Genomic DNA, 17,627 nt, shown 5'->3' on the forward strand with positions numbered 1-17,627 from the left:
GGGAAGTCCCTCGCTCTCCGGTCCGGTCATCGTGCGTCGTCGCACGTGAGGGTGGTGTTCAGGGCGGCGCGACCGTACCAAAACGTGCCCTCGCCGTAGCGACGGGACCTCAGTCCCTCGAAACCGTCGGGCCACCGGAAATCGCCGCCTCTGGTGCTGCGTTCAACGGTGACGAGCGCGTCGTCCGTGAGCCAGCCCTGAGTGCGGAGTGTGAGGAGGATCTCCCGAAGATCGTCGTTCGTGACGGCGTACGGAGGGTCGAGAAAGACCAGGTCGTAGGGCGTTTCCGGGGGCGGTCCGGCAACGACTTGTTCCGCTTTTCCGGTACGTGCCTCCGCTCCGGGCAGACCGAGCGCCCGGATGTTCTCGCGGACGGTGCGGGCGGCTCGGGCGTCGGCCTCGACCAGCAGCGCGTGCGCGGAGCCCCGGGACAGGGCCTCCAGGCCGACGGCGCCCGAGCCCGCGTACAGGTCGGCTACGCGGGTGCCGTCGAGTGTGCCGAGCAGCGCCTGCCAGGTGGAGAAGAGGCCTTCGCGCGCCCGGTCGGAGGTGGGGCGGGTGCCGTTGCCCGGCGGTACGGCCAGGCGGCGTCCGCCGGCGCGTCCGGCGATCACGCGGGTCATCTCGGTCCTTGTCGGCTAGTCGACTCTTCGGCTTCACGGTGTCAGGACCACTCCGACCGGCCTGGTGTCGGTGGTCGGCGCGGTCCCTCCCGATCAGTGTCTCAGCCCTTGTCGAGGTACTGCTCACGCTCCTCGTCCAACAGGGCGGCGAGGGCGATGCCCAGGCCGGGCAGCCGCTCCAGGTCCGGGTCGGCCGCGACCACCTTGGTGGCCTCCTCCCGTGCCTCGGCGATAATCTCCTCGTCCTCGATGACAGCGAGCATCCGTAGCGAGGAACGCACTCCGGACTGGGCCTGTCCGAGGACGTCGCCCTCCCGGCGCTGCTCCAGGTCGATGCGGGACAGCTCGAAGCCGTCCAGCGTGGAGGCGACGGCGCCCAGGCGCGCGCGGGCGGGGCTGGCCTCCGGCATCTCGGTGACCAGGAGGCACAGGCCGGGCGCCGAACCACGGCCGACCCGGCCGCGCAGCTGGTGGAGCTGGCTGACGCCGAAGCGGTCGGCGTCCATGATCACCATCGCCGTCGCGTTCGGCACATTCACCCCGACCTCGATGACCGTCGTCGCCACCAGGACGTCGGTCTCGCCCGCGGCGAAGCGGCGCATCACGGCGTCCTTGTCATCGGGGTGCATTCGGCCGTGCAGCACCTCGACCTTGATCCCCTGGAGCGGCCCGTGCGCCAGCTCCTCGGCGACGGCGAGCACGGCGAGCGGGGGCCGCTTCTCCGCCTCGTCCTCGGCGGACTGCTTCTTGGCCGCACTTTTGGCGCCCTTCTTGGGCTTCTCGTCCTCGTCGTCGCCGATGCGCGGGCAGACCACGTACGCCTGGTGGCCGTTGCTCACTTCCTCGCGTACGCGCTCCCACGCGCGGGAGAGGAAGTGTGGTTTGTCGGCGGCGGGCACCACATGGCTGGCGATCGGCGAGCGGCCTGCCGGGAGCTGGTCGAGGACGGAGGTCTCCAGGTCGCCGAAGACCGTCATGGCGACCGTGCGCGGGATCGGCGTCGCCGTCATGACCAGGAGGTGCGGGGGCTGCTTGCCCTTGGAGCGCAGGGCGTCGCGCTGTTCCACACCGAACCGGTGCTGCTCGTCCACGACGACCAGGCCCAGGTCGTGGAACTGCACCTTGTCCTCGATCAGCGCGTGCGTGCCGATGACGAGGCCTGCATCGCCGGTGACCAGGTCGAGCAGGGCCTGACGGCGGGCGGCGGTGCTCATGGAGCCGGTGAGCAGCACGACCTTGGTGGAGTGGTCCGAGCCGCCGAGCATGCCCCCTTCGGCCAGCTCGCCCATCATCTCGGTGATGGAGCGGTGGTGCTGCTGGGCGAGGACTTCGGTGGGGGCGAGCATCGCGGCCTGCCCGCCCGCGTCGACGACGGCCAGCATGGCGCGCAGCGCGACCATCGTCTTTCCGGAACCGACCTCGCCCTGAAGCAGCCGGTGCATCGGGTGCTCGGTGGCCAGGTCGTCGAAGATCTCCTTGGAGACCTTCTGCTGACCGTCGGTGAGGGTGAAGGGGAGCTTCGCGTCGAAGGCGGTGAGGAGACCGTCCGGCTTCGCCACGCGCGGGGCGGCGGTCAGCTGGGTGTCGGCGAAGCGGCGCCGGGCGAGAGCGACCTGGAGGACGAACGCCTCGTCCCACTTGAGGCGGGCGCGCGCGTCGGCGATGTCGGCCTTCGTGTGCGGCCGGTGGATCTTCAGCAGCGCCTCGGTCAGCGGGACCAGGCCCCGGCCCTCCCGCAGCGACCCGGGCAGTGGATCGACGGCTTCCGGGGCACTGGGCAGCACCAGGTCGACCGCTTTGGCGATCTTCCAGGACTCCAGCTTGGCGGTGGCCGGGTAGATCGGGAGCAGCGCGCCGGCCCAGGAGCCGACGGTCTCGGCGGCCTCTTCGGAGGAATCGGCGCTCAGCAACTGGTAGGCGGGGTGGGCCAGCTGCATCTTCCGGTTGAAGACCCCGACCTTGCCCGCGAACATCGCGCGCGTGCCCGGCAGCAGGTCCTTGTGCGGCTTGTGGATGCCGCGGCCGAAGAAGACGAGCTGGAGCTCGCCGCTGCCGTCGGTGATGGTGACTTCCAGGCGCTGCCCACTGCCGCCGTTGAACCGCAGGACGCGGGCGGTGGCGACCTGGGCGACGACCGTCACGTGCTCGTCGAGGGGCAGCTCGGCGAGGCGGGTCAGCTCCCCACGCTCCGCGTATCTGCGCGGGTAGTGGTGGAGCAGATCACCGACGGTGTGCAGGCCTAGATGCTCGGCCATCACCTTCGCGGTGGGAGGGCCGAGCACTTTCTTCAGCGGTTCTTCGAGCACGGGCACGAGATCCATTGCACACCACGCCACTGACAATCCTGTCCAGCCCCGCGAACATCCGTGAGAAACCGCTGGTCGCAAGGGGCCCTGCGGCCGTAGAGTGACCGGCTCCGGCCCTTGATCGCGGTCACCTCTCGCGGGACCGCCCGACCCGCGCCGTCGCCTGTCCCCCCACCGGCGCAGCGACGATGAACTCACAGACACCGCACACTTTCCAGGTCGACCTGCGCGGCCTCGTCGACCTCCTCTCCCATCACCTGTACTCCAGTCCCAAGGTCTATCTGCGCGAGCTGCTGCAGAACGCGGTGGACGCCATCACGGCCCGCCGCGCCGAGCAGCCCGATGCCCCTGCCACGGTGCGTCTGTACGCGGAGGGCGGGGTGCTGCGCGTCGAGGACTCGGGCATCGGCCTGACCGAAGCCGATGTGCACAGCCTGCTCGCGACGATCGGCCGCAGTTCCAAGCGCGGCGACGGTCTGGAGTCGGCCCGTGCCGACTTCCTCGGACAGTTCGGCATCGGCCTGCTCGCCTGCTTCGTGGTCGCCGAGCGGATCCGTGTGGTCAGCCGCAGCGCGCGCACGCCCGACGCGCCCCCGGTCGAGTGGACGGCCCGCGACGACGGCTCGTACACGGTCCGTACGCTCCCGGACACGGCCCGCCCCGAGCCGGGTACGACCGTGCACCTGGAGGCCCGCGCGGGCGCCACCGACTGGCTGACCGAGGAGCGGGTCCTGTCCCTGGCCCGGGATTTCGGCTCGCTGCTGCCCTACGACGTACGCGTCGGGGACTCCCCCGTCACGGACGTGCCCGCCGCCTGGAGCCGTACGTATCCCAGCCCGGCCGCCCGCCGGGTGGCCCTGGCCCGCCACTGCCACGAGCTGTTCGGTTTCACGCCGCTGGACTCGATCGATCTGGAGGTACCGCTCGCCGGCATCCGGGGCGTCGCCCATGTGCTGCCGCAGGCCGTCAGCCCGGCGCAGCGCGCGGGGCACCGGGTCCACCTCAAGGGCATGCTGCTCACCGACCGGGCCGAGCAACTGCTGCCCGACTGGGCCTTCTTCGTGCGCTGCGTGATCGACACGGACAGCCTGCGCCCCACCGCTTCGCGCGAGTCGCTCTACGAGGACGAGACCCTGGCCGCTGTGCGGGAGGCCCTGGGTGAGCGGATCCGGGAGTGGCTGACGTCGCTCGCGGCCGGTGACCCCGAGCGGCTCGCCGCCTTCTTGTCGGTGCATCACCTGGGGGTCAAGTCCCTCGCGCGGCACGACAAGGAGATGCTGCGCACGATGCTTCCCTGGCTCCCGTTCGAGACGACGGACGGGCAGCTCTCCCTGGAGGAGTTCGCCCAGCGGCACCCTGTCGTGCACTTCACGCGGACCGTGGAGGAGTACCGGCAGGTCGCGCCGATCGCCTCCGCGCAGGGCATCGGGGTCGTCAACGGTGGTTACACGTATGACGCCGATCTCGTCGAGGCGCTGCCGTCGGTGCGCCCCGGCACGGCCGTCTCGGAGCTGGACGCGGACACGGTGACCGCGCACCTGGACGCCGTCGACCCGGCCGTGGAGCTGGCCCTGTCGGCCTTCCTGGCGGCCGCGCGGGCCAGGCTCGACCCGCTGGGCTGTGACGTGGCGCTGCGCGCCTTCCATCCGCTGACGGTGCCCGCACTGCACCTGGACGACCGGGCCGCCCGGCACGAGCAGGCACGCGCGGACGCTGAGGCGGGGGCCGACGACCTGTGGGCGGGCATCCTCGGCTCACTGCGCGGCACCGCCCCACGCGCGCGGCTGGTCCTCAACCACCTCAACCCGTTGATCCGCCGAGTGAGTTCACTCTCCGACCCCGAGCTGATCGGTACGGCGGCCGAGGCCCTGTACGGGCAGGCGCTCCTGATGGCGCAGCGCCCGCTGCGCCCCGCCGACTCCGCGCTCCTGAACCGCTCGTTCATCGGCCTCCTGGAGTGGGCCACGCACCCCGGCACCGGAAAGGACGACCCCCGATGAACGGGACCATGGATCTGGACGCACTGCGAGGGGCGATGGCGGAGAACGCCGCGCAGCCCGAGGGCCCTTCCCGAGGTGCCCGTGCGGAACAACTGCTCGTCGAGGCCGAGAAGCTCGGCGTCCCGCTCGCCGTGATCGAGGCCCTCGGCCACCAGCTGCAGATGTACAACTACAGCTCCGAGAAGGACAAGATGTTCGTCCCCTTCGCGCGGCTGCTGCGCATGTGGGACGAGCGCCCCGAGGACTTCGACGCCTACGAGACGCACTCCTTGCACTGGGTCTTCAAGTGGATGTCCGGCGGCATGCTGCACCAGCCGCACATCCCGCTCGCCTCCATAGAGAAGTGGCTCGGCGAGATGGAGCACCGCTACAGGGTTGCCGGTCACTCCGAGCGGGCCGTCCGGATGAGCGAGTTCTACGTCGCCGACCACATAGGTGACGAAGAGCGGGCCACGCGCGCGTACGACGCGTGGCTGGCGGCGGACCGCGACGACATGGCCGACTGCCACGCCTGTGAGCTGAACGGGCAGGGCGAGCGCCAGTCGGACCTGCTGCGGGACGAGCGGGCCCTGGAGTTGTGGCAGCCGGTCCTGGAGGGCGAGTTCTCGTGCGCCCACGAACCGCACGCCACGCTCGCCACCTCGCTGATCCCCCTGCTGCGCCTGGGCCGCCCGGAGGAGGCCCGCGCGAACCACCTGCGCGGCTACCGCCTCGTACGCTCCATGGAGTCCATGCGGGGCGCGTTCGCGTCGCACGTGGAGTTCTGTGCCCTGACCGGCAATGCAGCACGGGCCCTCGAACTGCTGGCGGAGCGGCCCGCGTACTTCACGGACAGCGGTAATCCGCAGGGCCTGATGGACTTCCTCGGGGTGACCGCGCTGGTGATGGACCGGCTGGTCGCGCTGGGGATGGGCGAGCAGGAAGTCCCCGGCCCCGCGGGCCGCGCCTGGACCGCATCCGAACTCGCCGTCCACGCGCGCGGGGAGGCACTGTCCATCGCGGCCCGCTTCGACGAGCGCAACGGCACCGCGCGCGTGGGCACGCGGATCCGGCAGCGGATGGACCAGCCGCCCCTGCTGGAGCGGCTGCCGCTGGGCGTCCGGGTCGTACGGACGGCCGTCCCGTCGAAGCCCGTGGTCGCGGCGCCGGCGGAACCGGCCGAGGACGCGACGGCTCTGGTGGCCGAGGCACGACGGTTGTCGGCGACCGAGGGCGGCCCCGACGCGGCCGTCGCCTGGCGGACGGCCGAGCGGGCCGCCGAGTCGGAGGGTCTGGAACTCACCGTGCACGACCGCGCGGAGATCGCCGACTACGCGGCGATGGACGCCGGGGACGCGCCCGACCTCTTCGCGCGGGCCGCCGAGTTGTACGAGGCGGCCGGGGTGCCGGACGAGGCGAGGGCGGCACGCGCGCGTGGTGCGTACGCGCTGTCCCGCGCCGGGCGTAACGACGAAGCCGTGGCCGCGGTCCAGGAGCCGTACGAGCAGGTGCTCGCCACCCTGAAGGACCTGGACGCCACGACGGCCCGCCCCGCCGCCGCCGTCCTGGCGTGCCGTGCGCGCATCCTGCTGGCGGCGCACAGCGGGGATGCTGACGCCGCCGCGGCCGAGGAGTGCGTCCGGCAACTGCTCGCCCTGACCGAGCCGTACGGCGATGTACCGCGGCTCGCCTCGCAGGCCGCGTCGGCGCGGTCGATGCTCGGTGACATCGCGGTGCATCGCGGGGACACGGAGACGGCCGTGGCGCTGTACGAGGAGGCCGCGGCCACGCATGTGGCGGCGGGGCGCCCCTGGCTGGCCGTGGACTGCTCGGTGCGGCTCGCGGGGCTCGCGCGGGAGCGGGACGACCTGGCGGGCGCCGAGCAGGCGCTGCGGGCGGCCCTGGAGCACGGCGCGGGGTACATGGACCCGTACGGTGCGGCGCGACTGCACCTCCAGCTCGCCGACGTGCTGGCCGCCACCGAGCAGTTCGGGCAGGCGTCCGCGCACGCACTGGAGGCCGCGCACTGGGCCGACGAGGCGGGCGGTGACACCGGGCTCGGCGCCTGGGCGCGTTTCCAGCTGGGCGGCCATCTCCTGCGCGAGGAGCGCGTGGCGGAGGCCGCCGAAGTGCTGGAGTCGGCGCTGCTCGACCTGACCGAGGAGGACCACGGCGACGGGGCGCTGGTACAGGCCCTCTGGTGGCTGGGCGACTGCGCCCGCGCGCTCGGCGAGCACCTGCAGTCCGCCGAGGCCTGGCTGAAGGCGGCGGAGTACGCCCAGCACTGGTCCGAGCAGCGTGACCACGCGATGCTGGCCAATCTGGCGGCGGATGCCCTGGACCGGGCCGGCCGGCCCGAGGACGCGGATCGTGCCTACGCGCGCGCGGGTGAGCTGTGGCGCTCTCTCGGGAACGTGTATGCGGTGATCCGCTCCCTGCGCGCGCGTGCCTGGCTGGACTCCGCGTCGGCTGACGACGAGCGGGAACTCATGAGCGCGGCGATCCACGCCGGTGAGGAGGCTCTGGCCTCGGAGGACTTCGACCGCGAAGCCCTCCTGTCCGAACTCGGCCATACGCACCGGCAGTTCGCGCAGCTCCTGGAGCGGCGCGACGACAAGGAGGGTGCGGTCCAGCTGGAGCGCGCCGCCGTCGCCTTCGACGAGGCGGGCGACACGGAGCGGCGGGACGAGGCCCGCGCGGCGCTCGCCCGGTAAGGCCCGGGAGGGCGGCTACTCGACGCCGATCAGCAGCGGCGCCGACTGCCGCCCGCCCCGGTACACCACGGTGTCCACGGCCAGATAGGTCTCGCGGACGTGCTGCTCCAGGCCGTCCGCGACCTCGTCGGCGATCTCGTCGCCCAGGACGAGCGTGACAAGTTCGCCGCCGGCCGCGAGCATCCGGTCGAGGACGGTGCGGGCAGTCCCGGGGACCTCGGCGCCGATGACGGCGACATCGCCGTCGATGAGCCCGAGGATGTCCCCGGCCTGGCAGATGCCGGCCATCGTCCACGACTGCCGTTCGGCGACGGCCAGTTCGGCGTATCTGGTCGCTCCGGCGGCCGAGGTCATCGCGACGACGTCCTCGTCGAAGCGCCAGTCGGGCTCGTGCACGGCGAGCGCGGCGATGCCCTGCACCGCGGACCGCGTCGGGATGAGCGCGACCCGTACGCCCTCGGACCGGGCCTGCTCGGCCGCGGCGGCCGCGGTGTGCCTCAGCTCCGCGTCGTTCGGCAACAGCACCACCTCACGCGCGTGGGCACGCCGGATCGCGTCGACCAGTTCTCCGCTGGCGGGCGGTTCGCCCGGCCGGTCGGGCACGGTCGTCGCTCCCGCCTCCGCGTACAGGCCCGCGAGCCCGTCGCCCGGCACGATCGCCACGACGGCCCGCTGCGCCCGCTCGCGCGGCGGCGCGGAGGAGCGGGCCGCGTGCGCGTCCCCGAGGCCGAAGTGCGTGATGCGGATGCGATACGGCCGCCCGGCCTCGACGCCCGCCTCCACGGCCGCGCCCGCGTCGTCGACGTGCACATGGACGTTCCACAGGCCGTCCCCGCCGACCACGACCAGCGAGTCCCCGAGGGCGTCGAGTCTGGTCCGCAGCCGGGCCACGGCCCGGTCGTCGGCTTCAAGCAGGTAGATGACCTCGAAGGCGGGTCCGGCGGCGCCGTGCTCTTCCGCACATTCGAGGGCGGTGGCATCGTCCACGCGTGCGTGGCCGCCGTTGGAGCGGGCACGTATCGGGGCCGCCTGTCCGGAGACGGCCTCGCTCAGCGCCCCGAGCACCACGACGAGACCTCGTCCGCCCGCGTCCACGACCCCGGCCCGGCCCAGCACCGCGAGTTGGCCCGGCGTCGCGTCGAGCGCCACGCACGCGCCTTCGTATGCGGCGCGGACCACGGCTCCGCAGTCCCCGTCGCCGTCGATGTCCGCCGCCGCTTCCGCGGCCGCCGTGGCGACGGTCAGGACGGTGCCCTCCACAGGATGGGCGACCGCTTCGCGCGCGGATTCGGCGGCCCGGCTCAGCGCGAGCCGCAGCGCCCCCGCGTCCGCTCCGGCGTGAGTCCCGTCACGATTTTTTTCATCGGCGAGGACCTGGGCCATGCCCCGCAGCAGCTGCGCGAGGATCGTCCCCGAGTTGCCGCGGGCTCCGATGAGGGCGCCGTGGGCCATCGCGCGCATCACCTCGGGCAGCGCGGGCACGGCGGGCTCGGGACCGGCCTGGAGCCCCGCGAAGACCGCCTCGACGGCCTGCTGCGCGGACTCGACGGTCAGGTAGAGATTGGTGCCGGTGTCCCCGTCGGCCACGGGATACACGTTGATCGCGTCGATCTCGGCACGGTCGCGGCCGAGCCCCTCCAGAGCCAGGGAGCACCAGGCACGTACCGCGACGACGTCGAGCACCTGCGGCACCTGCGCCTCCTTGAGCGGCTGGACTGGCCTCGCAGAGTAGACCCCGGCGGGAGGCCGCCGGGGAAGGGGCCCGGCCCAGGTGGCGGGGCGGTGGCCCGGGCACCCATGGTAGTTTCGTTGTACCGAAGCAGCCGTTGTATGCTGCTCCGGTTGCCCGATATCCATCGGGCTCTCCCTGGCACCGCCACTCAGATCCTCTGATCCTGATCCCGGCATGCCGGGATTCAACCGTAAGTGCATCTGAAGTCTTTGGAGTGACCCGTGGCTGCCAACTGCGACGTCTGCGGCAAGGGGCCGGGCTTCGGCAACAACATTTCGCACTCGCACCGCCGTACGTCCCGTCGCTGGAACCCGAACATCCAGCGTGTGCGTGCAGTGGTCGGTCGGACGCCGAAGCGGCTCAACGTCTGCACCTCGTGCATCAAGGCCGGCAAGGTCTCGCGCTGACGTTTCGCGTAGCGCGGCCACCTCGCTGGTTGCTTGGAAGAGCCGGTCCCCTCGGGGGCCGGCTCTTTCGTCTGCCCGCTCCCTGACCGGGCACAAGATCCTCGCTCCGGGCACCACTGTCAGTGGCGGCTGCCAGACTCTGCGCATGCGGTTCGGCATCCTCGGCCCCCTCGACGTGCGGGCCCACGACGGCAGCCCCCTGGACCCCGGGGGGCCGCGGCCGCGTGCCCTGCTGACGGCGCTGCTGCTGGACGCGGGCCGAACCGTCTCGGTGGAGCGGCTCATCTACGGCCTGTACGGCGAAGAGCCCCCGGCCGGCGCGGGCAACGCCTTGCAGTCGCAGGTCTCCCGGCTGCGCAAGCGGCTCGGTCTGGAGATCGAGACCGGTCCGGCGGGATACCGGCTCGTCGTCGATCCGGACACCGTGGACGTGCACCGCTTCGAGCGTCTGGCGCGTGCGGGCCGGCAGTCCCTGGCCGCGGGAGACCATGCGCGCGCGGCGGCGCTCCTGCACGAGGCCCTCGGGTTGTGGCGTGGTCCGGCGCCGGAGGACCTGCCGCGCCTTGAGGAGCTGCGACTCGGTGCCGTGCAGGACCGCATCGAGGCGGATCTGGCCCTGGGCGACTCCGCGGAGCTGGTCGCGGAGGTGCGCGAGCTGCTCGCGCGATACCCGCTCGGCGAGCGCCTCTACGGACTGCTGATGCGCGCACTGCATGCGACAGGGCGTCCCGCTGAAGCGCTGCGCGTCTACGAAGAGGCGCGGCGCGTGCTCGCGGACGAGCTGGGCAGCGATCCGTCGCCCGAGCTGTCGGCGCTGCATCTGGAGCTGCTGCGGGAGCAGGGGCGTGAGCAGGGGCGGGAACCCCTGCGACAGCGTGGGGTGCCGGCCCAGCTGACACGCTTCGTAGGGCGGACGGACGAGCTGGCCAGGATCGACGCGCTGCTGGCGGGTGCCCGGCTGGTGACGCTGACCGGGCCCGGCGGCGCGGGCAAGACGCGGCTCGCCATCGAAGCGGGTAGGGCCCGCGAGGACGTCTGCTACGTGGAGCTGGCGCCGCTGACCGACGGCGGGGCGATCCCGTACGCGATCCTCACCGCGCTCGGTGTGCGCGAGGGGCTGCGCGGACCACAGGGCGAGGAGGCCACGGAGCGGCTCGTGGCCGCCCTCGACGGCCGTGACCTGCTGCTCGTGCTCGACAATTGTGAGCACTTGGTCGACGGCGCGGCCCAGGCGGCGGGAGTGCTTCTGGGCACCTGTCCCGGCCTGCGGATCCTCGCTACCAGCCGGGAGGCGCTCGGTATCACCGGTGAGGTGCTGTGCCCGGTACCGCCCCTCGCGGCAGGACCCGCCGCCCAGCTGTTCCGGGACCGGGCGGCGGCGGTGCGGCCGGAGTTCGCGGCGCACGGCCGTGCACACGACGCCCGGATCGACAGCATCTGCGAGGCCCTGGACGGACTGCCGCTGGCGATCGAGCTGGCCGCTGCCCGGCTGCGTACGCTCACGGTCGACGAGCTGGCCGAGCGGCTCGGGGACCGCTTCAGGGTCCTGTCGCGCGGGGACCGCACCAAGGCACCGCGCCACCGAACACTGCGGGCCGTCGTGGAGTGGAGCTGGGAACTGCTCGACGCCGAGGAGCGGGATCTGGCCTGCCGGATGACGGTGTTCGTGGGCAGCGGCCTCTCCGGCGGCGTGCCGCTGGACGCCGTGGAAGCGGTGTGCGGCATCCCGTATCCGGAGGACCTGCTGGCCTCGCTCACCGAGAAGTCGTTCCTGGAGACGTCCGACGGTCGCTACCGAATGCTGGAGACGATCCGCGCCTTCTGTACCGAGCAGCTGACGGAGGACGTCCTGGCGGAGCTGCGAGTCGCACACGCCGCCTACTTCCTGCGGCTCGCGGCGGCGGCCGAGCCGCGCCTGCGCGGACACGATCAACTCCCCTGGTTGGCCCGACTGTCCGCGGACCGCGGCAATCTGGACGCCGCGCTGCGTCACCTCCTTCATGCCGCACCGTCCGACGGGCTGCGTCTCATGGCGGACCTCTCGTGGTTCTGGCGGCTGCACGGACTGGCCGGTGAGCGGGTGGCCCTGGCCCGCGAGCTGATGGACGCGGTGGGTCCCGAGGCGCCGCCCGGTCTGGAGGAGGAGTACGCCCTGTGCGCGCTCAACTCTGTGCGGGGAGACGGTGACGAAGCCCGGATCGCGCGCGCGGACCGGGCGCTGGCGACGATCGACCACCAGTTGCGGCTGCCGTTCACGGTGGTTCTGTGGACGCTCGCCGTCGGGCCCGAGCGGTCCCACGACGAGCGGGTGCGCGCACAGGTCGGGAGCGATCCGTGGGGCCGTGCGCTGCTCGCTGTGGGGCTCGGGTTCCAGGAGCAGTTCGCGGGGCGTCCCGCGGCATCGGAGGCCTTGTTCGCGCAGGCCCTGGCGGGTTTCCGGGAGACCGGAGACCGCTGGGGCATGGCCAACTCCCTCGATCAACTCGGGCTGTTCGCCGACTGGCGCGGTGAACGCGATCACGCCCTGAAGCTCATCGACGAGGCGCTCGGCTACGCGCGCGAGCTGGCAGCGCCGGAGGAGACCGCCGACCTCTTGTGCAGACGCGGCGCTGTCCTGCTGCACACCGGGGCGTACGAGGAGGCGGCCGCGGAGTTCGCGCGGGCCGGGGAGCAGGCGCGGGCGGCGGGTGCGCCCGAGAAGGTGGCCGGTGCGCTCTGGGGCATGGGCGACGCGGCGCGTCTGTCCGGGGACACGGGCCTCGCGCGGCAGCACTACGAAGCGGCTCTGGAGACGAGCGCCCGCTCCTGGTACAGCGTCGGCCGAACAGTCGACATTTTTCTGGGCCTCGGCCGCGTGGCCCTGGCTGAGGGACGTTCGGACGAGGCCGACGACTGGTTCGCGCAGGCCCGCACACTGTCGGCGGCGACCCAGACCCAGGAGCTCGAACTCGCGCGGGTGGCCGAAGCATTGGCGTCCCGGGCGGAGGAACCCGAGCACGCGGCGACGCTGCTCGGCGCGGCGTCCGCGATGCGCGGGCAGCTGATCGTGGACGACCCGGACGTCACTCCCATCGAGCGTCGGCTCCGGCGCATGCTTGCGCCCGAGGTGTTCAAGAAGGCCTTCGAGCTGGGGGGAAGCTTGCGGCACAGGGCGGTGCGCGAGCCGTAGCGGTACGTGCGCCACGCGGCTCCTGGGCTCGAGCCTTCGGGCTCTACCTCTGTCCCCGCTCCACCCTCACCCTGACCAAGACCCCGATCCCGATCCCGGCCCCGGCCCCGGCCCCGGCCCCGGCCCCGGCCAGCGGCCAGCGGTCAACAGCCGACGGTCAGCGGCCGGTAAGGGGCGGTCAGCGAGTGGTCAGCGAACGGTAAGCGCCTGGCCGCAAGCTCACTGCCATGACGAAACGAACGCACGACACCACCCGCGCCACTGCCCGCCGAACCACCGCCCACCCCGCGCCTCAACCCACCGAACCGCTCGCCCACCTGGACGTCCTGGTCTCCGGCGCCAGCATCGCCGGGCCCGCTATCGCCTTCTGGCTCTCCCGTCAGGGCGCCCGGGTCACGGTCGTGGAGAAGGCACCCGCCCTGCGCGGGGGCGGCTTCGCGGTCGACTTCCGCGGCCATGTCCACCGCACTGTCCTGACCCGCATGGGCATCTGGGACGACCTGCACGCCATGCAGACGGACATGGGCCGCCAGACCATCGTCGACGCGGACGACAGCGACCGTGTGGACCTGCCCGCGCATCTGATGAGCGGCGACGTCGAGGTGTTCCGCGGCGACCTGTCCAAGCTCCTGTACGAGCGGACGAAGGACAGCGTCACGTATGTCTTCGGCGACTCGATCGCCTCGATCGAGGAAACCGCCACCGGCGTCGACGTCACGTTCGACCACGGTGCGCCCCGCGCCTTCGACCTGGTCGTGGGCGCGGACGGTCTGCACTCGAACACCCGGCGTCTGGTCTTCGGCGACGAGTCCCGGTACCTGCGCTTCTTCGACTACTACGTCGCCGGGTTCGACATGCCCAACCACCTGGGCCTCGACCGCACCGCCCGGCTGTACAGCGAACCCGGCTGCACCGCGATGATCAACAACTATGACGGGGCCCCCGACCGGGCCGGCGCGGCCGTGGTCTTCCGCTCGGAGCAGCTCACGTACGACCGCAGGGACGTCGACCAGCAGAAGCGGATCGTCGCCGAGAAGCTGCGCGGCATGGCATGGCCCCATGTCCAGCAGATCCTCGACGCGCTCGAAGAGACCGACGACCTGTACTTCGACGCGATCGCCCAGGTCCACATAGACCGGCTTTCCCAGGGCCGCGTGATTCTGCTCGGCGACGCGGGGCACGGCGCCACGATGGGTGGCATAGGTACCGGCACGGCGCTGGTGTCGGCCTACGTCCTGGCCGGCGAACTGGTGGCGGCGCGCGGCGATCACCGCACCGCGTACGCGGCCTTCGAAGCGGAGATCACGAAGTACGCGAAGGGCTGCCAGAAGCTTTCCGGGAACGCGGGCCCGTTCTTGGCCCCGCCCACCGAGAAGAAGATCCGCAGTCGCGACCGGGCCTACCGAATGCTCGGCTCACGCTTCCTGGCGGGCTTCTTCAAACGCCTCACGGAGAAGGCCGCCAGCAATCTGACGCTGAAGGACTACGACTTGGCCGGCGAGTCCATAGGCGGTGAGTCCGTACGCGGCGAGTCCGTACGCGCTGGGTCCATACGGGGCGAGTCCGTACCCGGTGAGTCCATACCCGCGGACGACCTGAACCTCCAGCCGTGATCCACGGGCCCGATGCCGCCGCCGAGTGCGAACCCGGCGGCGATCGCCCCGGTCACGTACTCCTTGGCCGCCCGTACGGCCTCGGGCACCGACTGGCCCTTTGCCAGTTGCGCCGCGATCGCGGAGGCGAGGGTGCAGCCGGTGCCGTGTGTATGACGGTTGTCGTGACGCGGGGCGCGCAGCCAGTGCTCCTCGGACCCGTCCGTGAGCAGATCCACAGCCTCGACGGATCCCGCCAAGTCGGATCCCGGCCCACCTGAAGCGGAGGAGGAGCGCAGATGCCCACCCTTGATGACCACCCACCGTGGTCCGTACGCGAGCATCGCCGCGGCGGCGCGGCGCATGCCGTCCTCCGTCTCGACGTGCACGCCGGTGAGTTGGGCCACCTCGTCGAGGTTCGGGGTCGCGACGGTGGCGGTCGGCAGCAGCTTCGTACGGACGGAGTCCAGCGCGGACGCGGCGAGCAGCGAGTCCCCGTGCTTGGAGACGCCGACCGGGTCGATGACGATCGGCGCCGCGGTGTTCGCGAGCAACTCGGCTACGCATTCGACGAGTTCGGGCGAGGAGAGCATCCCCGTCTTGACGGCCTGGACGCCGATGTCGTCGACGACACTGCGGTACTGGGCGCGGACCGCTTCCGCCGGGAGCTCCCAAGCTCCTTGCACGCCGAGGGAGTTCTGGGCGGTGACGGCCGTGACGACGCTCATGCCGTGGGTGCCGAGGGCGAGCATGGTCTTCAGGTCGGCCTGGATGCCGGCACCGCCGCCGGAGTCGGACCCGGCGACGGTCAGCACCCGTACGGGCGCGGAGGAGGCGGAGCCGGAAGCGGAGTCGACGGCAGAGGCCGAAGCAGAGGGTGCGGAGCCGGAACCGGATGTGTAGGCGGACGCGGAGCCGAAGCCGGATGTGGAGGCGGACGCGGAACCGGATGTGGAGCCCGAGGCGGATGCGGAGGCGGTCATGATTCGATCTCCCCACCGGGAAAGTCGTCCCCGAAGTGGTCCCAGCCGCCCTTGCTGGTCCAGGGCGCGCCGTCCACGGTGACCTGCGGCAGGGCCGAGGGGTTCAGCACCTCGCCGATCACCTTCCAGCGTGCGGGCAGTTTCACGTCCGGCGGGAAGGTTGCCACGATCGCGTGGTCCTCTCCCCCGGTGAGTACCCATTGCAGCGGGTCGACGCCGACGGCCTGGCCGATGTCGTTCATCTGGGAGGGCACGTCCACCTTCCCGGACTTGATGTCGATGCGGACCTTGCTGGCTTCCGCGATGTGGCCCAGGTCGGCGATGAGTCCGTCACTGACGTCGCACATGGCGGTCGCGCCCAGCCCGGCGGCGGCGGGGCCCGCGTGGTACGGCGGCTCGGGCCGGCGGTGGGCCTCGACGAAGGCGCGCGGGGAGCGGAAGCCGCGGGAGAGCACGGCGTATCCGGCCGCGGACCAGCCCAGCCAGCCCGTCACGGCCACGACGTCGCCGGGTCCGGCGCCGGCGCGTGTCACGGGGTCGTGGTTGCGCAGGTCGCCGAGCGCGGTGATGGCGATGGTGATGGTGTCGCCGCGGACGACGTCACCGCCGACCACCGCGGCGCCGGCCACCTGGCACTCGTCGCGCAACCCGTCCATCAACTCCGACGGCCAGGACGCGGGCAGTTCGGCGGGGACCACGAGGCCGAGCAGCAGGGCCGTGGGTACGGCGCCCATGGCGGCGATGTCGGCCAGGTTCTGTGCGGCGGCCTTACGACCGACGTCGTACGCGGTGGACCAGTCGCGTCGGAAGTGCCTGTTCTCCAGCAGGACGTCCGTGCTGGCGACGACTCTGCGGTCCGGCGCGGCGATCACCGCGGCGTCGTCGCCGGGGCCGATCCGTACGGCCGGGGTGGTGGTGAGCCGTGAGGTCAGCTCTCGGATGAGTCCGAACTCCCCCAGCTCGCCGACGGTGCCCTTCATGCGCGTACTGCCCCTTCTGCCGCGGCCTGCTTGCGGTCGCGAGCCGTCTCTGTCATGGGTACGGTTTCTGTCATGGGGCGCGCCCTCTGCTTCCCTCTTGGGCCGGCCCCTACGATCCCTTGCGCGGCCGCCGTGTATTCGGTGTGTACGCCACAGACGCCCCGGGTCTCCCCGCGACGAGCGGCGACGCGATACCGTGGCGTCCCTTTCCCCCACATGATCCTCGTGGCCGCCCTGGAGGTTCCGTGGTACAGGCGTACATCCTGATCCAGACCGAAGTAGGCAAGGCGTCGACCGTCGCCGAGTTCATCGCGAAGATTCCGGGAGTGATCCAGGCCGAAGATGTCACCGGCCCCTATGACGTGATCGTGCGCGCGCAGGCCGACACCGTCGACGAACTGGGTCGCATGGTGGTCGCCAAGGTCCAGCAAGTGGACGGCATCACGCGCACCCTGACCTGCCCGGTCGTCCACCTCTAGCCCCCGTCTACCCTGTGCCGGTGAACTCTTTCCGTCACCGGCTCCGTCCTGTCATCGGGCTGCCCGCGCTCTGTCTGCTGATCGGCGCGGCGGGCTGCTCCTCAGCAGACGGCAGCGCGTCGGTCGTGGTTCCCCGTCCGGGCGCGACGGCCACGAAGCTGTGTCAGAACCTGGACAAGGTCCTGCCGTCGAAGCTGGACGGCCTGAACCGCGAGGATCCCGATCCCTCGTCCGAGTTGACCGCGGCCTGGGGGGGCAACGCGATCATACTGCGCTGCGGTGTCGTGCAACCCCCCAAGATGATCGACCCGAAGGTGGCCGAGGGGGGCGATCCCGACGCCGTCGCGGGTGGGGTGAACGGGGTCGACTGGTTGATGGAGAAGCAGGACGACGGGGCGTACCGCTACACCACCGCCAGTCGCAAGGCGTACATCGAGGTGAGCGCGGAGAAGGGGCGGGACGCCACCGGTGCCCTGGTGGATCTCGCCCCGGCCGTGAAGAAGGCGATCCCCAAGGGGATCGCCTCCTGACCGACCTGCCGACCCAACCGAACTAACAGACCCAACCGACCTAACCGACCCACCGCGCTGGCGACCTGACCGCTGCCGCCGGGCGCGGGCCGGGCCGACCGGGCAATACCCACCCGCGCAGGCCCCGCGCAAG

11 protein-coding genes and 1 pseudogene are annotated in these 17,627 nt (G+C 71.8%); 7 read left to right on the forward strand and 5 right to left on the reverse strand.

Annotation, left to right across the window (positions count from 1 at the left end):
* Positions 1-26: 26 nt before the first annotated feature.
* Together rsmD and recG are read right to left on the reverse strand one after the other, a co-directional pair.
* Positions 27-623, reverse strand: a complete 597-nt coding sequence (rsmD, locus tag ABD366_RS25150; protein WP_324767435.1) for a 16S rRNA (guanine(966)-N(2))-methyltransferase RsmD — start codon at positions 621-623, stop codon at positions 27-29.
* 101 nt (positions 624-724) lie between these two features.
* Entirely contained in the window at positions 725-2,944 is a 2,220-nt protein-coding gene (gene recG, locus ABD366_RS25155; RefSeq protein ID WP_324767436.1) for an ATP-dependent DNA helicase RecG, read from the reverse strand.
* Between the two features lie 173 nt (positions 2,945-3,117).
* Between recG and ABD366_RS25160 the strand changes: the two genes are divergently transcribed.
* Together ABD366_RS25160 and ABD366_RS25165 are read left to right on the forward strand one after the other, a co-directional pair.
* Positions 3,118-4,929 (forward strand): HSP90 family protein, encoded by a 1,812-nt coding sequence (locus ABD366_RS25160; protein WP_324767437.1) that lies wholly within the window; start codon positions 3,118-3,120, stop codon positions 4,927-4,929.
* On the forward strand, positions 4,926-7,622 hold the full coding sequence (locus ABD366_RS25165; RefSeq protein WP_324767439.1) for a tetratricopeptide repeat protein: 2,697 nt from the start codon (positions 4,926-4,928) through the stop codon (positions 7,620-7,622). Before ABD366_RS25160 ends, ABD366_RS25165 begins: the two co-directional genes overlap by 4 nt.
* A gap of 15 nt (positions 7,623-7,637) precedes the next feature.
* Here ABD366_RS25165 and ABD366_RS25170 read toward each other — a convergent pair whose 3' ends face one another.
* On the reverse strand, positions 7,638-9,314 hold the full coding sequence (locus tag ABD366_RS25170; RefSeq protein ID WP_324767440.1) for a DAK2 domain-containing protein: 1,677 nt from the start codon (positions 9,312-9,314) through the stop codon (positions 7,638-7,640).
* Positions 9,315-9,575: 261 nt separating this feature from the next.
* Here ABD366_RS25170 and rpmB point away from each other — a divergent pair, with 261 nt between their 5' ends.
* The 3 genes and pseudogenes from rpmB to ABD366_RS25185 form a co-directional block, all read left to right on the forward strand.
* Complete coding sequence (gene rpmB, locus ABD366_RS25175; RefSeq protein WP_003957616.1) at positions 9,576-9,761, forward strand: 50S ribosomal protein L28; 186 nt, start codon at positions 9,576-9,578, stop codon at positions 9,759-9,761.
* A 145-nt stretch (positions 9,762-9,906) separates the two neighbouring features.
* Positions 9,907-12,930, forward strand: coding sequence for an AfsR/SARP family transcriptional regulator (locus ABD366_RS25180; protein ID WP_324767445.1), 3,024 nt, complete (start codon positions 9,907-9,909; stop codon positions 12,928-12,930).
* A gap of 227 nt (positions 12,931-13,157) precedes the next feature.
* Positions 13,158-14,426 (forward strand): annotated as a pseudogene (locus ABD366_RS25185) (FAD-dependent monooxygenase); the annotation flags it as partial.
* On the opposite strand, the gene thiD reads toward ABD366_RS25185, so the two are convergent.
* Both thiD and ABD366_RS25195 read right to left on the reverse strand, forming a co-directional pair.
* The gene (gene thiD / locus ABD366_RS25190) at positions 14,414-15,337 is read right to left on the reverse strand and encodes a bifunctional hydroxymethylpyrimidine kinase/phosphomethylpyrimidine kinase (RefSeq protein WP_324767478.1); all 924 of its coding nucleotides are present in this window, start codon (positions 15,335-15,337) and stop codon (positions 14,414-14,416) included. The pseudogene ABD366_RS25185 and the gene thiD overlap by 13 nt on opposite strands.
* 164 nt (positions 15,338-15,501) lie before the next feature.
* Positions 15,502-16,485, reverse strand: coding sequence for a thiamine-phosphate kinase (locus ABD366_RS25195; RefSeq protein ID WP_324767447.1), 984 nt, complete (start codon positions 16,483-16,485; stop codon positions 15,502-15,504).
* A 245-nt stretch (positions 16,486-16,730) separates the two neighbouring features.
* Here ABD366_RS25195 and ABD366_RS25200 point away from each other — a divergent pair, with 245 nt between their 5' ends.
* Positions 16,731-16,964 carry an Lrp/AsnC family transcriptional regulator gene (locus tag ABD366_RS25200; RefSeq protein ID WP_324767448.1) on the forward strand — a complete coding sequence of 78 codons (234 nt, stop codon included), beginning with the start codon at positions 16,731-16,733 and terminating at the stop codon, positions 16,962-16,964.
* A 20-nt stretch (positions 16,965-16,984) separates the two neighbouring features.
* On the forward strand, positions 16,985-17,494 hold the full coding sequence (locus ABD366_RS25205; protein WP_324767449.1) for a DUF3515 domain-containing protein: 510 nt from the start codon (positions 16,985-16,987) through the stop codon (positions 17,492-17,494).
* Positions 17,495-17,627 lie beyond the last annotated feature (133 nt).

The sequence above is a fragment of the Streptomyces kunmingensis genome (assembly GCF_039533535.1).
Classification (GTDB): domain Bacteria; phylum Actinomycetota; class Actinomycetes; order Streptomycetales; family Streptomycetaceae; genus Streptomyces; species Streptomyces kunmingensis.